Annotated in this window: 12 protein-coding genes; 7 read left to right on the top strand and 5 right to left on the bottom strand. The window is 44.2% G+C overall.

The window, feature by feature from the left end:
- Positions 1–92: 92 nt before the first annotated feature.
- Together V5G28_RS01885 and upp are read right to left on the bottom strand one after the other, a co-directional pair.
- Entirely contained in the window at positions 93–443 is a 351-nt protein-coding gene (locus V5G28_RS01885; protein WP_096561554.1) for a hypothetical protein, read from the bottom strand.
- A 78-nt stretch (positions 444–521) separates the two neighbouring features.
- Positions 522–1,172 carry a uracil phosphoribosyltransferase gene (gene upp, locus V5G28_RS01890; protein ID WP_332992786.1) on the bottom strand — a complete coding sequence of 217 codons (651 nt, stop codon included), beginning with the start codon at positions 1,170–1,172 and terminating at the stop codon, positions 522–524.
- Positions 1,173–1,671: 499 nt separating this feature from the next.
- Between upp and crtH the strand changes: the two genes are divergently transcribed.
- Positions 1,672–3,174, top strand: a complete 1,503-nt coding sequence (gene crtH / locus V5G28_RS01895; RefSeq protein WP_332992788.1) for a carotenoid isomerase — start codon at positions 1,672–1,674, stop codon at positions 3,172–3,174.
- Here the strand turns inward: crtH and V5G28_RS01900 are convergent.
- On the bottom strand, positions 3,160–3,351 hold the full coding sequence (locus V5G28_RS01900) for an NblA/ycf18 family protein (RefSeq protein ID WP_096561557.1): 192 nt from the start codon (positions 3,349–3,351) through the stop codon (positions 3,160–3,162). The genes crtH and V5G28_RS01900 overlap by 15 nt on opposite strands.
- A 221-nt stretch (positions 3,352–3,572) precedes the next feature.
- Between V5G28_RS01900 and V5G28_RS01905 the strand changes: the two genes are divergently transcribed.
- The 6 genes from V5G28_RS01905 (at position 3,573) to V5G28_RS01930 (ending at position 12,113) form a co-directional block, all read left to right on the top strand.
- Positions 3,573–3,860: a hypothetical protein gene (locus V5G28_RS01905; protein WP_332992790.1), complete on the top strand. Its 288-nt coding sequence runs from the start codon at positions 3,573–3,575 to the stop codon at positions 3,858–3,860.
- The gene (locus V5G28_RS01910; RefSeq protein ID WP_332992793.1) at positions 3,829–5,175 is read left to right on the top strand and encodes a DEAD/DEAH box helicase; all 1,347 of its coding nucleotides are present in this window, start codon (positions 3,829–3,831) and stop codon (positions 5,173–5,175) included. Before V5G28_RS01905 ends, V5G28_RS01910 begins: the two co-directional genes overlap by 32 nt.
- Positions 5,176–5,616: 441 nt before the next feature.
- Positions 5,617–6,084, top strand: coding sequence for a translation initiation factor IF-3 (gene infC / locus V5G28_RS01915; protein WP_332992941.1), 468 nt, complete (start codon positions 5,617–5,619; stop codon positions 6,082–6,084).
- 688 nt (positions 6,085–6,772) lie between these two features.
- A complete protein-coding gene (locus V5G28_RS01920; RefSeq protein WP_332992795.1) occupies positions 6,773–8,242 on the top strand; it encodes a hypothetical protein in 1,470 nt (489 codons plus the stop codon).
- Between the two features lie 43 nt (positions 8,243–8,285).
- A complete protein-coding gene (locus V5G28_RS01925) occupies positions 8,286–9,338 on the top strand; it encodes a DUF1822 family protein (protein ID WP_332992797.1) in 1,053 nt (350 codons plus the stop codon).
- 114 nt (positions 9,339–9,452) lie between these two features.
- Positions 9,453–12,113 (top strand): CHAT domain-containing protein, encoded by a 2,661-nt coding sequence (locus V5G28_RS01930; protein WP_336229469.1) that lies wholly within the window; start codon positions 9,453–9,455, stop codon positions 12,111–12,113.
- A 161-nt stretch (positions 12,114–12,274) separates the two neighbouring features.
- Here the strand turns inward: V5G28_RS01930 and V5G28_RS01935 are convergent, their stop codons facing one another.
- Entirely contained in the window at positions 12,275–13,078 is an 804-nt protein-coding gene (locus tag V5G28_RS01935; RefSeq protein ID WP_332992803.1) for a DUF928 domain-containing protein, read from the bottom strand.
- 2 nt (positions 13,079–13,080) lie between these two features.
- Positions 13,081–15,591, bottom strand: a complete 2,511-nt coding sequence (locus tag V5G28_RS01940) for a CHASE2 domain-containing protein (protein WP_332992805.1) — start codon at positions 15,589–15,591, stop codon at positions 13,081–13,083.
- Between the last annotated feature and the right edge of the window lie 312 nt (positions 15,592–15,903).

The following is a 15,903-nucleotide window of genomic DNA, read 5'->3' on the forward strand; positions in this document are numbered from 1 at the left end:
TCATGGCGGATGCAAGTTCTGCATCTGTTCATGATTGCCACTCTCGCACTTGTCGTTGATATTTGCCACCAGTCCCAAGGTATGTGTTAGCGTCACTCCTCACTGCGCGAGGAACGCTCATGAATGGCTTGCTCGGAATTGCCATTCACATTCCCTAGTTGTTGCCGCACTTCATCAATTGTGGCATTGAGTTGGGCAATTTTATCTTCAAGCGATCGCCGCGCCGTTTCCATTTCCATGTTCTCCTGATCCGAAGCTTTCATCTGACGCCTTTTTGCGGCTTTTTTAGCTTCTACTGAGTTGGTACTCATTTGAGGTTCTTCCTCTGCTGCTTGTTCTGAATCGCGTTTCGTCACTACAAGCGCACCAACAATACCACCAACGACACTACCGAAAATTGCTCCGGCGAAAAAACCGCTCGCGAAACCATCTTTTTGACTCATATTTTTACCGCCTTGAAGAAACGCTGCACCTCTTGGGTTGTTTTTGCTCTTCGATTGCTGTCTTAGCTGCATACTAACTTATGTCCCAAAGATGCGATCGCCCGCATCTCCTAATCCCGGTACAATAAATCCCTGACTGTTGACCGTTTCGTCAATGGCCGCAGTGTAAACTATTAAACCTGGATAAGCATCATTCAGTTTTTGTAAAGCTGGCGGAGATGCTACTACACATACAATCCGCGTCAAAGCTGGAGCAACACCCCGTTGTGTCAATTGTGCCATTGCGTTCATTATCGACCCTCCTGTTGCTAACATCGGATCGGTGACTAACACTCGCGTTTGTGGTTGAAATTTTTCTGGCAATTTGTTGAGGTAACAAGAGGGTTGCAGTGTTTTTTCATCTCGCACCAAGCCAAAATGGTAAATTGACGCCAGAGGTAACACTGTCTGCGCTCCTTCCAGTAATCCCAGCCCAGCCCGTAGAATCGGCACCACCGCCACTGGAACTGTTGGATCTATTAAAGTTGCGCTGCTGTAATCCAAGGGGGTTTGCACTGTTGTCTCTTGAGTTGGCAACCACTCTCTAGCCGCTTCATAAGTCAACCACCGTCCCAACTCAGTCATCGCACTGCGGAATAAAACCGAAGGTGTAGCAGCATCACGGGCAACTGCCAACCAATGCTTAATTAGGGGATGGGGTGGGACATAAACACGCAATTGTAGCGTCATAGCCGGAAATAGGCTTTTCCATATCGTATAACAACTGAAACATAATAATACTTTTTCTTGGATGCGGCTGACCCACAATCACCTTCAAATCCAAAAAATCATTTTGAATTTTTCACTCTCCCAAAGGAATGTGGGGATTGTTAATTTTGAATTTATATTGCGTGAATTCTTAAGGAAGTTTCAATAAAATTAGCACTCTCAAATTTTATTGAAAGTTTATTGAAAAATAATTGCATTAGTATTTGACATTTATTCTCAAGCGAGGTTATATTGTAATTCAGTGTTCTCCTCTCTTTAAGGATCGGCAGACGGGATTGGCCAGCGGTAGCGGGCTTGTCCCTCTTTTTTGTAATCAGTCATTAGTAAGCTGAAAATCCTACAATTTGCACATCATCTTTTAATCAAATTCTTGTGGGGTGGGCTGTTCTGCCCGCCCAAATTGTGCAAACGGCACGGCACAACAGCTTATTAGACAATTGGACTTTGGACAAAAAACAAAATGCAGGACACTGATGTCATCGTCATTGGATCTGGTATTGGCGGCTTGGTAAGCGCGACTCAGTTAGCGGCAAAAGGTGCTAAAGTACTTGTCTTGGAACGTTATCTGATTCCAGGGGGCAGCGCAGGTTACTTTGAACGGCAAGGCTATCGCTTCGATGTTGGGGCGTCGATGATTTTTGGTTTCGGTCAGAACGGTACCACCAACTTACTCACTCGTGCTTTGCAAGCCGTCAACGTAAGTTTAGATGTGATTCCCGATCCAGTGCAGATTCATTATCATCTGCCTAATGGCTTAGACCTGAAAGTTGAGCGAGTATATGAAAAATTTTTGCAAAATCTAACTGGCTATTTCCCCAATCAAAGCCAAGGGATTCGTCGCTTTTATGACGAGTGTTGGAAAGTATTTCATTGTCTCAACAGCATGGACTTGCTGTCGCTTGAAGAACCCCGATATTTAATGCGTGTATTTTTTCAGCATCCTTTAGCGTGCCTTGGTTTAGTGAAGTATCTGCCCCAGAATGCCGGAGATATGGCGCGGCGCTATATTCAAGACCCCGAGTTGTTGAAATTTATTGATATGGAGTGTTATTGCTGGTCGGTGGTACCAGCTGACATGACGCCAATGATTAATGCTGGAATGGTATTTTCCGACAGGCACTATGGAGGAGTCAACTATCCTAAAGGTGGTGTGGGACAAATAGCCCAAAAATTGGTAGAGGGGCTTGTCAAAGCAGGTGGTCAGATCAAGTATCAAGCTAGGGTAACAAAAATTATCATAGAAAATAGGAGATCCGTAGGTGTGCAACTGGCTAATGGTCAAATCTACCGTGCCAAGCGCATCGTTTCCAATGCTACACGCTGGGATACCTTTGGGAAATTACTTAGTCAACAACAAATTCCTATTGCTGAGAAAAGATGGCAGCAACGATATCACAAGTCGCCCAGTTTTCTGAGTTTGCATATGGGAGTGAAGGCAGAAGTTTTGCCCCAAGGGACGGAATGCCATCACATTGTGCTGGAAGATTGGGAGAAGATGGCAGCCCCAGAAGGGACTTTATTCGTGTCTATCCCGACGTTGCTTGATCCAGATTTAGCGCCTAGCGGGTACCATATTATTCACGCCTTCACACCTGAGTGGATTGATGATTGGCAAGGACTCTCTGCGCGGGAGTACCAGGAAAAGAAGCAAGAGGCGGCTAGGCGAATTGTTGACCGCTTGGAGAAGATTTTCCCTGGTTTAAATGCAGGGTTGGATTATCTGGAGGTGGGGACACCACGAACCCATCGCCGCTTTTTAGGTCGTGAGGATGGTACTTACGGACCAATCCCCCGCCACAAATTGCGAGGGTTATTGGGGATGCCGTTTAATAGAACGGCAATTCCAGGGCTTTATTGTGTGGGAGATAGTACATTTCCAGGTCAGGGGTTGAATGCAGTGGCGTTTTCCGGGTTTGCTTGCGCCCATCGCATTGCGGTGGATTTGGGGTTAGAAGCGGTCTGAATCTAGTTTCCACTCATGCTTGAGCAATTCCTGGTACGTCGTTTCCCGAATCATCATCTGCTTATACAGCATCAGCAAAAACTCTTGAGATTGTTCACGGGACATCTGTTGTACTTGGTCGGCAAAGGTTCTAAGGCTAAATTCTTGTTCTAAAGATAATGTAATGGGCGGATTCATCGCAGGCTCCTGTGCCAAACTGGGCGAAAAGTAGAGGGTGAATGCTGGCTATCTTGGAAAGAAGCTAAATACCTAGCTATCCTCAGCAGTCATACACTCATTAAGCAGGAGGGCATTCTCTTTTTTAGCGGTGTAGTGCTTGAGTGTGAACTTATATTAATTAGTATAACAAAATATTTACAAAGTTGAGATGATCGCACCTCAATGCCGAGATACGTCCTGTGCCACAGATACTCAAAATTTCCTGTTCGGAAAAACCAAGCTCGCTCAAGTCATCTCCTCGTAGAAGCGTAGATTTTGATGACATTGCTAAAAGCACGCGGATCACGACACAACGCACTGCACTCTGTTACAATACAGAACTGCGGGATTCGCTCTCAGTCTTGGCGCTTACTGCCTATCTAGCCCTTCAAACCATCCGTCCGCCTAAGACTGATGCCGCCACTGGCGACAGGCCGATGTTATTTCTGGAGTTTTATGTCTTTTTCTACTCTCGGCTTGTCCAATGAAATTATCCGTGCCGTCACCGAGCGAGGGTACACTGAACCCACGCCAATCCAGATGCAGGCGATACCTGCGGTATTGTCGGGTGGTGATCTGCTAGCTGGTGCCCAAACTGGTACTGGAAAGACTGCCAGCTTCACCCTGCCGCTCCTGCATCGCTTGTCGGCCGACAAGAGCGTTAAAGGCACTTATAATGGATGCCCGCCGATCCGAGGGCTGATTCTCACCCCGACTCGTGAACTCGCCGCACAGGTGGAGGAAAGCGTGCGCGAGTACGGCAAGTACCTGAAGCTGAACTCAATGGTCATGTTCGGCGGGGTCAGCATTAGTCAGCAAAAACGGCGTTTGAAGAGCAGCGTGGATATTCTGGTCGCTACCCCAGGACGACTGCTAGACCATGTGCAGCAGGGCACGGTGAACCTGTCGCACATTGAGGTGTTAGTGTTGGATGAAGCTGATCGGATGCTAGACATGGGCTTTATTCATGATATCCGCCGCATTCTCTCGCTTCTGCCCAAACAGCGACAGAACTTGCTATTCTTCGCCACCTTCTCGGACAAAATCAAAGCACTCGCCGCCAGGCTACTCAATCACCCGACGATGATCGAGGTGGCACGCCGCAACGTTACCGCCGACACGGTAGCACAAAAAGTCTACCAGGTAGACCGTGACAAGAAGCGCCAATTACTTGCTCACCTGATTCGGCAAGAAAATTGGTACCAAGTGCTAGTGTTCACTCGCACTAAGTATGGCGCTGACCGTCTGGTTAAGCAATTAATCGAGAACCGCATTCAAGCACTGGCTATCCACGGTAACAAGAGCCAGTCGGCGCGTACCCACGCTCTAGGAAAGTTCAAGAACGGCAGCCTACAGGTACTGGTTGCAACCGACATTGCGGCGCGGGGTCTCGACATCAGCGAACTGCCTCATGTGGTCAACTTCGATCTGCCCAATGTACCGGAGGATTATGTTCATCGTATTGGTCGCACTGGTCGTGCTGGCGCGTCAGGTGAAGCCGTATCGCTCGTGTCCGTCGATGAATACCCGTTGTTGGCAGATATCGAAAAACTCATTGAACAGCGGTTGCCATTAGAAGTGGTCGCTGGCTTTGGAGCTAACCCCGACACCAAGCCCGAACCAATCCCAAATGGACGCCAACAAAAACCCAGAACCGGACGCCACAAGCATCCGGCTCCCTCTACTGCTAAACCGTCACCAGAGACAGTGGCTAAAAAATCGGCAGCGCGAACCGTGGCAGATGGCAACAAGTCCGGTGGTCGTTCGTCCAAATCGCGCCGTTCCGCTAAACGCGATCGCTGATCCATTAGTATTAGCAGGTGAGCTAATTGCTTTTGAGTTAGCTCTAGCCGAAACGCGTAGTTCGCGGATAAGGTTTTTTATGTTTGAATGTTTGGTTTGTAGCATATTTATACACACTACTGTTCCCGATAAACTTAACTTCTGTAAGTGTGAGATTGATAACAAATGTTTGTGAAATCAATCACCGAGGTTTTTGACTTTCAGTAGATCACAAACTTTCGGATATATGAATTGATTTATGTACATGGGCAGATTGACAAAATGTACATATTTTTAACCTGTTAGAAAGGGTATCAGGCAGCTAAGTGCTGTTAAGTTAAACAGTAATATTTAATACTTAGTAACACATTCATGCGAAGCTTGTGTTAAATTAGTATTACTTGCACCGACCAAGTATTGAACAATTGAGAGGAAAACATTATCGCAGTCCAAAATCAACTAATTAATTCGCAAATCAAGTCACGTCAAGTCTTCTTGATTGATCATGAAAGTAACAATCGTGGTCTGATGGATACATCTGAGGCTCTACAGATAGCACAGAGCGTAGAGCTTGACCTAGTTGTAGTCTCCGAAGGCAAAGACGCTCCAGTCGCGAAGATTCTCAACTACGGCAAGCTTCAGTACCAAAAGAAAAAGCGTCAGACACAGAGTGCTAGACCCACAGTCAAGGAAGTTCGGCTTCGTCCTAACGTGGGTGTAGCTGATTACAACTTACGCATCGAGCAAGCAATTGCCTGGTTGAGTAAAGGCGATTCAGTGAAGTTTTCTATTCGTTTACGAGGTCGAGAAAATCAATATCGTGAGCAAGCTGGAGAACTGTTAGAGCGGGTTGTAACTGCTCTGGGCAAAGTAGGTAAAGTCCACTCCTTTGATAAACGCTCACTGATTGCTCAAGTTATTCCTGCCTAAATTAATTTTCCAAAATATCTGGAAGGAGTAATCCGCCAGAAGCCTACACCTACTCGAACAGAGGTGTAGGAGTGTCACTGAATAGATTTGAATAAGATTGGGCAGATTTGAGCAGGCTTAGCCGAACCCTTGAACCCATGTATGGAATGGGAGTAATGTTCAGGCGTGGCTAGGGTAGTTGTATAAATGTGCGCCAAAAACGAGACCCGCAACTACTGAGAGTTGACGGGTTTTTAACTTATTGGAACTAACCTTCTAGACGCCAAAGTGGTTAGTCTAACTTATGCACTTTTTAGAGAAAAAAGGGGCATGATATGCCAATACAGTTCAGTTAAGGATTTTTCCTGGAATTCGCGTTCTTTGTAGAGACGCTTTCATGAGAGCGCGTCTCTATATTGTCTTGCTGATAAGGGTTCTGGTCTTATCACCAACCGTATTGTATGATATGCAATTCACGCATTCGCTCATAAAATGAAAAAATCCAGTACTAGCAAGTAGTCTAGCCCTTAGCAGTATACACTTGTTTTGGCGCGACAACTTAGGAAGAACGCAGCTCACACCACTCGTGTCGCTTAGGTTGACCACCTCAAACAAGCAGAGTGGGAAAAGTGCATAAGTTGAAAACGCTGGCATTTACATATCTAATGCAACTATATGAGATTGGTTATTCTGGGGCGAGGCAGTCACTATGGATGTATCACCAAGATACTGGAAAATTTGCCGAATCAGTGCCAGTCAAAGAGTAGGATACGAATACACTTCCGTACCTCTGGCACAGGAGTTCTTAAACAAACAAATTCGCCATCTTGCTCCTAAAGACACGCAAGCTGTTCTGTTATCGTATTTTCTCGCTAAAAATTCTGCTGTTGATGCCACAACTCGCGCTCATGCGGGACTTTGTTTACGGTGCTATGTTTCTGAACCCATCCTGAGAGCTTGTCAAAAAATTGACAACTTATTCAGTGGTGAAAAGCAGTTTACCTACCAGGATTTGCTGTCTTATGTCCTCAATGACGATGGACGAACTCTCGTTACCATAGACGGGGATGGCAAAACTCAACTGATTGTAGATAACAATGGTGCAACTAGGACAACCGCTTACAAATTCTTTTCTGTCAAAATTTTGCAAACATTTAATGCCGATTCTGACTCTAGCATGAGCTTAGACAATTGGGCATACTTGCAAACCAGACAAAACCCCGAACTAAAAGATTATTTATCAGAATTTGGATTTAAGCATCTTAGCGACTGGGCGCTTCTCAATAGAATTAGACCAAAACAACTCGAACGTTTATCAAAGCGCGATCGCCACCTTGTAGAAGTGTTTCATGCTGTCTATCGCCGTGACAGACTTCAACAAAATTCCAAGGGAGGAAGAAAATGTCCGGATCCATCAAGCCCTCAACTGCAAGAAATGCTCAACGGCTTGCAAAAAAGAGATGTCATTATCAACTCTACAGTGGAGTTGATGAATGAACTCAAACAGGTAGCCACACAGGTCAGACACTATGATATCTGGAGTTATAGAGAACCTTTGGAAATCCAAGATCCTGATACTGGAGGTTATAGCCTTAGAGCAGATTTACCCGGTGACAACCTGGCGGAGGTTGATGTAGAACAGCAGGAGATGTTAGATTTCTTACATGAGCAAGTTAGCTTAGCTTTGACTAGTGCGATAGAACAAGAAATACGCGATCGCATTGCTGCCTTGACAAAAAGCAAAAAGTATAGTATATTCGCTCAACAATTTATTCCTGGTTTGCAGCTCTACTACTGCGAGAATTTATCTCTTAAGGATATTGCTCCTAAGTTGGGAATGACAAGTTGGGATCAAGCGAGACGGATATTGAATCCGGGTGATTTACTCAGCAAGATACGCGCTTCAACAGTCCAACAAATTCTTGACAACGTTCTTAAGAAGGCTGTTGAAAAGGGTTTGACCAAAATGCCTCCGGAACCAGACTATCTTAAAACATTAGCTGAATATATAGAAGCTTTTGCTGATGACGAAATCTTTCAGGAAGCAGCAGAAGAAATCAGAGCTGGAAAGAGCCGTTCAATGGATAGTGCATATGCTCAACAACTTCGCAAATATTTAGATCCACAGACACACGACAAACACATACATCCCCAAACCCTCCTGTTGAAGCGAGGCTAAAGGAATCTTAGACAGAAAACACATACATATAAGGAGTACAATAATGCGCCCTTCCTCGGTTAATTCATCAGACATAAGACTCTCGCTTCCAGAAGTGATTTGGCTAGAACCAGAAGACTTCCATCAAGCAAGAGGTTGTAGCCAACTGGTGATGAGTGAAGCACAACAGTGGCAAACCTATCTAAATACATTGGCAATACTTGGCTGTGAAAAATGGTTAAGTACACGCATAAGCGATCAACCAATCCATCGAGATACCAATGTTATGGGAACTGGTTGTCATCTCAAGGTAGGTGAGTTTAAGATTTGTCCAATTGCTACAGAACACATACTTGATGAAATAGTAAATATCCCAACAGATGCCATTGATCAACCAGAATTGGCACCTCATTTTTATGTTGTCGTTGAGGTGTTAGAAGAGGAAGAACAAGTTATTCTCAGAGGCTTTCTACGTTACGACCAACTGGTTAATTATCGAAACGAATTCAATTTACAAATTCTGGAGGATGGTTATTATCAGCTACCGCTGTCTTTATTTGATGCAGAACTCAATCACCTGTTGTTCTACCACCATTTCTCAGAAGCCTCAGCTATCCCTTTACCTGTACCCTCAACCCAGTCTGCCGCCGTATCAGTTCAAACATATTTGCATAATACCAAAACCAAGTTGGGTCAATGGTTAGAGGGAGTTTTTGAAGAAGGTTGGCAGACGATTGACACGCTGATAAATCCAGAAGCTAATCTAGCTTTAAGTACTAGGATTACACACAAAGGTCCCAAAAAAGCCAAACTCATTGACTTGGGAATGCAACTCGGTCATCAAAGTGTGGCGCTGCTGGTTAATATCACAGAGGAAACCGAGGATAAATTGGGTATTTTGATCCAGTTACATCCTACAGGTGGAGAAAGATATTTGCCGCCTTATCTGAATTTGACTTTGCTGTCTAAAGCAGGAAAAACTCTTCAGCAAGTCACTTCCAGAAGTCAAGATAATTACATTCAACTTAAACCTTTTAAGGGGGAATCAGGAAAACGTTTCAGTGTTGAGGTAAGTTTAGGAGAGGATCTAAAGGTGAAAGAAGACTTTGAACTGTAGTAAAGGGGAAAGAGCGTGGCGAGAAAAAAGCCTGTATTTTTCCGTATTCTAAAATCCATTTTTCAATCCAAAGACTCCCGTAGGGGTTGGATAGCTCAACCCTTACTTGCAGTAATGGTTGCATTTCTCTGCGTGATCATATCACCCGTGTTGACAAAAGCTTCGGCTGTCAATTCTACTGCACAAAACTTAGCAATCAGCCAGGGTAAAACACAAGACCTTGTGCAACAGGGTAAAAAACTCTATGAGGCTGGACAGTTTACTCTTGCGGTTAAAGCCTTGCAACAGGGTGCTGCTGATTTTAGAACTGATGGGGATAGTTTACGGGAAGCTATGACTTTGAGCAATCTCTCCTTAGCTTTTCAGCAACTAGGTTTATGGACTGAAGCAGAAAAGGCGATTCGCAAGGCGATAGCTTCGCTTCACGCTCAAAGTCTCAATTTATTGAAAAATTTAAATAACTCTCAAGAGCGTTCTAAAATTTTGGCACAAGCCCTTGATGTGCGAGGACGGTTACAATTGGCACAGGGACAAGCTGAAGCAGCAGTGACCACTTGGCAAGAAGCTGCTGAGATTTATCAGCAAATAAAAGATAGTGCTGCATTAACTCGTAACCGCATTAACTCGGCTCAAGCGATGCAAGTTTTGGGGCGATACCGTCAGGCAAATAAGATTTTAACTGAGATTTCGCAAACCCTGAAAAACCAACCAGATTCACCGACGAAAGCCGCAGGACTGCTGAGTCTTGGTAACATTCGGCAAGTGGTTGGTGATTTAAAGGAATCCCAGCAAGTTTTAGAGCAAAGTTTAGCACTAGCAAAAGCCACGTCATCGAATCAAGTTGTTAGTGAGGCTCTCTTCAACCTGGGAAATACAGCCCGCCTCCAGCATGACACGAAAACCGCGCTACATTACTACCAGCAAGCTGCAAGTGCATCTGTTGACCCAACCACACGTATTCAAGCATATCTCAATCAACTGAGCCTACTTATTGAGACAAAGCAATTTGCGGATGCATTGGCATTATCTTCCCAAATCCAGCCTGAAATCAACAACTTGCCCCCAAGCCGGATGGCAGTTGACGCCAAAATTAACTTTGCCCAAAGTTTGATGACGCTGGCTAGCATTGATAGGGCGGATGAGCGAGCACTAAAAGCAATGTCCCCCTCATCCCCTTCCCTGCAAACCTCAGCCCAGATACTGGCTACCGCAGTCCAGCAGGCGCAAAGCTTGCAAGACAAGCGAGCAGAATCTTATGCCCTTGGAACTCTTGGGAATTTGTATGAAATCAATCAGCAGTTTAGTGATGCCCAAAAGCTGACAGAGAAAGCTTTGTTTCTCGCCCAAAGTATTCAAGCATCAGATATTGTTTATCAATGGCAATGGCAACAAGGACGTATCCGCAAACAGCAGGGAGATATTAAAGGGGCTATCCCCTACTATTCTGAAGCGTTCAACACTCTGCGGACTCTACGTAGCGATTTAGTTGCAATCAATCCAGACATTCAGTTTTCCTTCCGGGAAACTGTGGAACCCGTGTATCGGGAGTTAGTGGCATTGCTTTTGCAAACAGATAATCGGGAACAGAGGACAGCAAAAGGAAATTCCAATGTCCAATACCTAGATCAAAAGAATGTACGGCAAGCTCGTTTGGTGATGGAATCGCTGCAATTAGCAGAACTAGACAACTTCTTTCGCTCAGCCTGTTTAACTGCTAAGCAGGAACTTGACCCAGTGATTGATAAAAAAGACCAACAAGCAGCAGTTTTGTATCCGATTATTTTACCAGACCGTCTAGATGTTATTCTCAAGTTGCCTAACCAGGACTTGCGCCACTACAAAACTGTCATTGCCGAAGATAAAGTAAAAGGTGTTGTAGAAGACTTAAGGGAATACTTACGCGATGTAACTCGGACTTCTCAGGTGAAGCAGTTGTCCCAACAGATATATGATTGGTTAATCCGACCTGCTGAAGCACAGCTAAGCGAAAGTGGCATCAAAACCTTAGTATTTGTCTTAGATGGGGAGTTGCGGAATCTACCAATGTCCGTTCTGTATGACAAACAACAGCAGAAATATTTGGTGGAAAAGTATGCGATCGCCGTCGCCCCTGGTTTGCAGCTCCTTGATCCCAAACCGTTGCAAAAGGTACGCTTAAATACTTTAACTGCTGGAGTAGCGGCAGAACGCTCTATCGAAAACCGCAAGTTTCCTTCACTAAATAACGTGCCACGGGAATTGCAAGAAATCAAGTCTGAGGTACCTAGGAGTCAAGAACTGTTAAATCAGCAGTTTACCGAAACCAACCTGCAAAACCAATTGCAATCAGCTTCCTTTTCAGTAGTTCATCTAGCAACTCACGGCGAGTTTAGTTCCGATCCAGAAAAAACCTTTATTGTCACCTGGGATGAACTCCTGAAGGTGAAGGAATTTGATAAATTACTGCGAGTCAGCGACACGGGTAAGTCTAACAATTCTAACACTAACAATATACAATTACTTGTTCTGAGTGCTTGCAAAACTGCTGTTGGAGACAAGCGAGCAGCTTTAGGACTAGCTGGAGTTGCTGTGCGGGCGGGCGCACGCAGTACAGTGGCAACATTGTGGTCTGTAGACGATGAGTCTACCGCCAATTTGATGAGTAAGTTTTATCAAGAGTTAAAAGCTGGAGTCAATAAAGCCGAAGCACTCCAGCATGCCCAACTCACTGTTTTTGCTCAGCAGAAAAATCCATATTTTTGGGCACCGTTTGTGTTAGTCGGGAATTGGCTTTGACCAACAGAAGAATTCAGGAGTTGCAAGAAGCAGGAGTCAATCAGGAACTATGAGGAGTCACGGTGAGTGCAGTAGGGGGCTAAGGGTATAGCGATCGCCATCCACTACCCACCCCTGGACTTCTACAATCTCCCGCTTGATTGTTCTTGACATAATCTGCGTTACTTTTGGGGATTGTAACGTTGCACAATCGGTGCTTCAGCTAGTTCTTCCAAGCCAACAGCTTTAAACAAGTTAGTCCAGTCTTCCGCCAACACGCGCTCATTTGGATTGCTGCTGCGGAGGTTAGCTAAATTTGTTACGGCATCGTACCAAAGATTATTAGCAGCATAAACCTTATACTCCTCTGATTTTGCAGTCTTTAACTGTTGCTCAAGCTGAGGAGTTAGTGCCACCCGTTGCAGCCATGCGTCCACAAAAAAATAGTCCGGTTTGTTTTGTGGATTACCACAATAAACTCGGAAGAACCAGTGATACTTTAAGTTTTGCTTGAGAGCATATTGTGAACTTGAGGGTAGGCTAATGCCTATAATACCAGCCTTTCCTGGCAATGTCAGAGAGTTTCGGTATAAATCATTACCCTGTTCATCCTGCAACACAAACTCTCCAAAACGTGAGTTTGTGGGTAATTCAGGAACATAAACCCAAAAGGTTGGATACTCAGCTACTGTGGATGCGAAGAAAGATTTGTTGTTACTTTCCTCACCAGGTACTAAAGCAGTAATAGGTGTTTTCAGATCTGGACATCCATCACGACGGCTTGTCCCTCCTCGCCGACGACCTTTAGGATCGCCGTTATCAGGAAATTTCTGGGCAAGAAGGTTTGATGTGTGAGTGACTCTGTTGCGGAAAGATTGTACTGGATTTGCCTGAACTTTTATTGGATCACTCACAAGCCCAATCACTAGCAAAAGGATAGCGCAAGCTAGTTTATGGTGTCTTTGAGGCAACTTATTTTTGCTCATATTTAGTTCCAACATTTTTTGCTGTTGCTCGCATGCTGCTTTGGTAGTATCTTCAACACAACCGCACAAGATACCAATGCCAATGTTGGGGGAACGAGTGGAATCCACCCTGCTTGTGTAAATATACCAAAGCAGATACTAAAAAGTATCAATAGCGCTGTTACAATAGCTAATCCTATATGAAGTGGCTGTAGAATTCGCCAAGATAGAATCCCTCCCAGTAATGCCCAACCCCATATCCACAGCGCTTCCACCCATCCAGACCACCACCACATCAAAGGTCTACCATCCAAAACAGCACTCAGAATATGGCTCACCATGTGCGCTTGTAGAAATACGCCTGAAATTTGCTTTTCTTTATCCGGTGCTTTTGCAGTGTATGGAGTTTCCCAATCATCAGGAGAACTGGGGGCGGTCACGCCAATGAGGACGATTCGGTTTTTCACCGACTTCTGCAATAACTCAGGAACAATATCATCATTGAGAATTTCTTTAAGAGAGACTGTTTGGGCAATATTGGCAAGAGAGGGTACAGAACGATAATTGAGCAGAATTTGATATCCTGAGGCATCGACTCCCTGGTAGCCGCTTGTATGGGATTGTAAGCGCTTAAAAACAGTGTTGCCAATTTGCAAGTTTTTCTCTTGATTAATGTCCCAGTTTATACCTCTATCTTTCAAGTATTGCTGTGCTAGCTGAAAGCTGAAAGCATATTCTGCTGCACAAGGAGATTGCACAGGAGGAGTTAATTGCACAGCTTGGCGACGAAGAACACGGTCTGCGTCAGCTACAAAATCACTAAAAGCGAGACGTTCTTTTGAGACTTCAGGAGGGGGAGGCACACCATCAGGTGCGCCATCATTAGGAGCAGAAACTTTGCACACTGTAAATATTCGCTTGTCTTGCTGCAAGACTTCGCCTAACTGTGGATAATTGGGATCAACAGGGAAATCACGATAAATATCTAAACCAATAGTTGCTGGTTGGTACTTCTCCAATTTTTGTAACACTTGACTCAGTGCTTGGTCTGATAGCGACCAACGCATATTCATCTTCTTCTGAATCTGATACTGAATATCCGCTTCATTAAGAGTGACGATTAATAAACGCTGATCTGGCTTTTCATCTGCTGCTCGCAGTTGCATTAAATGATCATAAGAATGCAGTTCCCAAGGTTGTAGCATCCCTAAATGGCGCACTCCCATGATACTAGCAGCTACCAACACACTTGCTAATAGTATTGGGAGACGACGGGTGGCGGCGACGCCTAAGCGATGTCTAACGAATTGGTTTTGCTTTGCTGTTCTCGAAAGAGTATGGTTTCCAAAGTAACGAGCAGTGGGTTGTTTGGTTACGGAACCCGCCATTAAAGAGCTTACCTTGTATACAGGTTCAGTCCATCGCTCTGTATGCCAGACCATCGGCAATTCCCCAGGATTTTGGCAAATTACTGGTAACCAAGTCGCACAAGGATATTCTCCTTCCAATCCTTGCAGTCTTTCTCGTGCAGAACGTAATGCAGTGTATAAAGACTGTCCCCGAGAAAATTCCGCGAGAAAATGCTTTAAAAATTCTTGAGCGACGACGTTTGGTACTGGCTCACGCATGACAATGACTTGCCCAATGTGCAACTCCTGGAGCTGCTGCGCCAACCCCAACCCATCACAAGAGTTGAAAATTGCCAAACATAATCCACGACTGATAGCTTGCTTGAGACCATACTTCAGTTGGTCAAGGGTAATGGTGTCTTTTTGATTGAGTTGCAGCCTACCTTTTTCTTGAGTGCAGCTATGACCACCAAAAAAGAGAATATCCCAACTTTGTTGCCAAAGCTGGTCATTGAGATTGCCTAGCTTCGGCTCTACTAAAAACTGAATTTCTGCATCAGTTGATAATTGTTCTAAAAAAATCCTATCTTGGCTAATATCAATTTCTTGATTATTTCCCAATATTGCTAGTATTCTAATTTTACTTTTTTTTTGTTGAGGCAATTTATGTGGTTGTTTATACTCAGACGCACTTAAGCCAACTTCTGCATGAGGATAATCATCAAAGAAACTCCACAAATGCCAAGGTAATCGCCGCAACAAATTGTCGTTGGTTTCAATAATGAAGCGAATTTCTTCAGATGGTTTTAAATGTGTACGTAATTGCTGGTCAATTTTGCGAAATTCTGCGGAATTAAGCCACAAATTGATCGACTCGTAAAGTTGCTCGCATAAATCCTTAAGATCTACTTCAGAAACATTAGTGACGTAAGCGTCTTCGATTTCAAAAGTATCGTCACTTTCTTCAGTTTCTTCTACACCAACTCGTAAACATGGACGATGAAAAAAAGCCGAATAAAGTGACTGCCAATTGCGGTAGAGTTTTAGAAGTTCTGGTGCAGACGGTAAGCTAGCAGTAAATTTCGTTTGATAGGGATTTTCTGCTGACCCGATATATGCTGTGACACCAGGAAAGCCTTCGTGTAGATTTCCCTGACCCAAGCTTAAAACTATCAACCTATTCATAAGCGTCTTAGGTGTCTGATTCAAAGAGTGGTCAGATGATAATTTTCTTAAAGTTAATTGATTAAACTTATCTTAAGGCTTTAATATGCGTTAATCAAAAAATGCATCACAAAAAAATAATTTTTACTTTATAAAATTACTTTATAAAAAATGACCTCTTTTAGTCAAATCTCAAAATATTCTACAACAGATTTAACAAGAACGCGATGCACCCAGATATTAAAGAATAAAGGCTGTTATTACAGAAATAGCTCTGTTGACACCTTAGTATAAACCTTGGAAAGCATCGCCGCCAAACTAACCTACAAAAAA

The sequence above is a fragment of the Scytonema sp. PRP1 genome (genome assembly GCF_036697665.2).
GTDB lineage: Bacteria > Cyanobacteriota > Cyanobacteriia > Cyanobacteriales > Nostocaceae > Kalymmatonema > Kalymmatonema gypsitolerans.

Bases quoted from the DNA above. Each gene is read 5' to 3' on its own strand.
- V5G28_RS01930 (WP_336229469.1), top strand. From the start codon at position 9,453: ATGGTTGCATTTCTCTGCGTGATCATATCACCCGTGTTGACAAAAGCT.
- V5G28_RS01935 (WP_332992803.1), bottom strand. From the start codon at position 13,078: ATGAGCAAAAATAAGTTGCCTCAAAGACACCATAAACTAGCTTGCGCT.
- crtH (WP_332992788.1), top strand. From the start codon at position 1,672: ATGCAGGACACTGATGTCATCGTCATTGGATCTGGTATTGGCGGCTTG.
- V5G28_RS01920 (WP_332992795.1), top strand. From the start codon at position 6,773: ATGGATGTATCACCAAGATACTGGAAAATTTGCCGAATCAGTGCCAGT.
- upp (WP_332992786.1), bottom strand. From the start codon at position 1,172: ATGACGCTACAATTGCGTGTTTATGTCCCACCCCATCCCCTAATTAAG.
- V5G28_RS01925 (WP_332992797.1), top strand. From the start codon at position 8,286: ATGCGCCCTTCCTCGGTTAATTCATCAGACATAAGACTCTCGCTTCCA.
- V5G28_RS01900 (WP_096561557.1), bottom strand. From the start codon at position 3,351: ATGAATCCGCCCATTACATTATCTTTAGAACAAGAATTTAGCCTTAGA.
- V5G28_RS01910 (WP_332992793.1), top strand. From the start codon at position 3,829: ATGTCTTTTTCTACTCTCGGCTTGTCCAATGAAATTATCCGTGCCGTC.
- V5G28_RS01940 (WP_332992805.1), bottom strand. From the start codon at position 15,591: ATGAATAGGTTGATAGTTTTAAGCTTGGGTCAGGGAAATCTACACGAA.
- V5G28_RS01885 (WP_096561554.1), bottom strand. From the start codon at position 443: ATGAGTCAAAAAGATGGTTTCGCGAGCGGTTTTTTCGCCGGAGCAATT.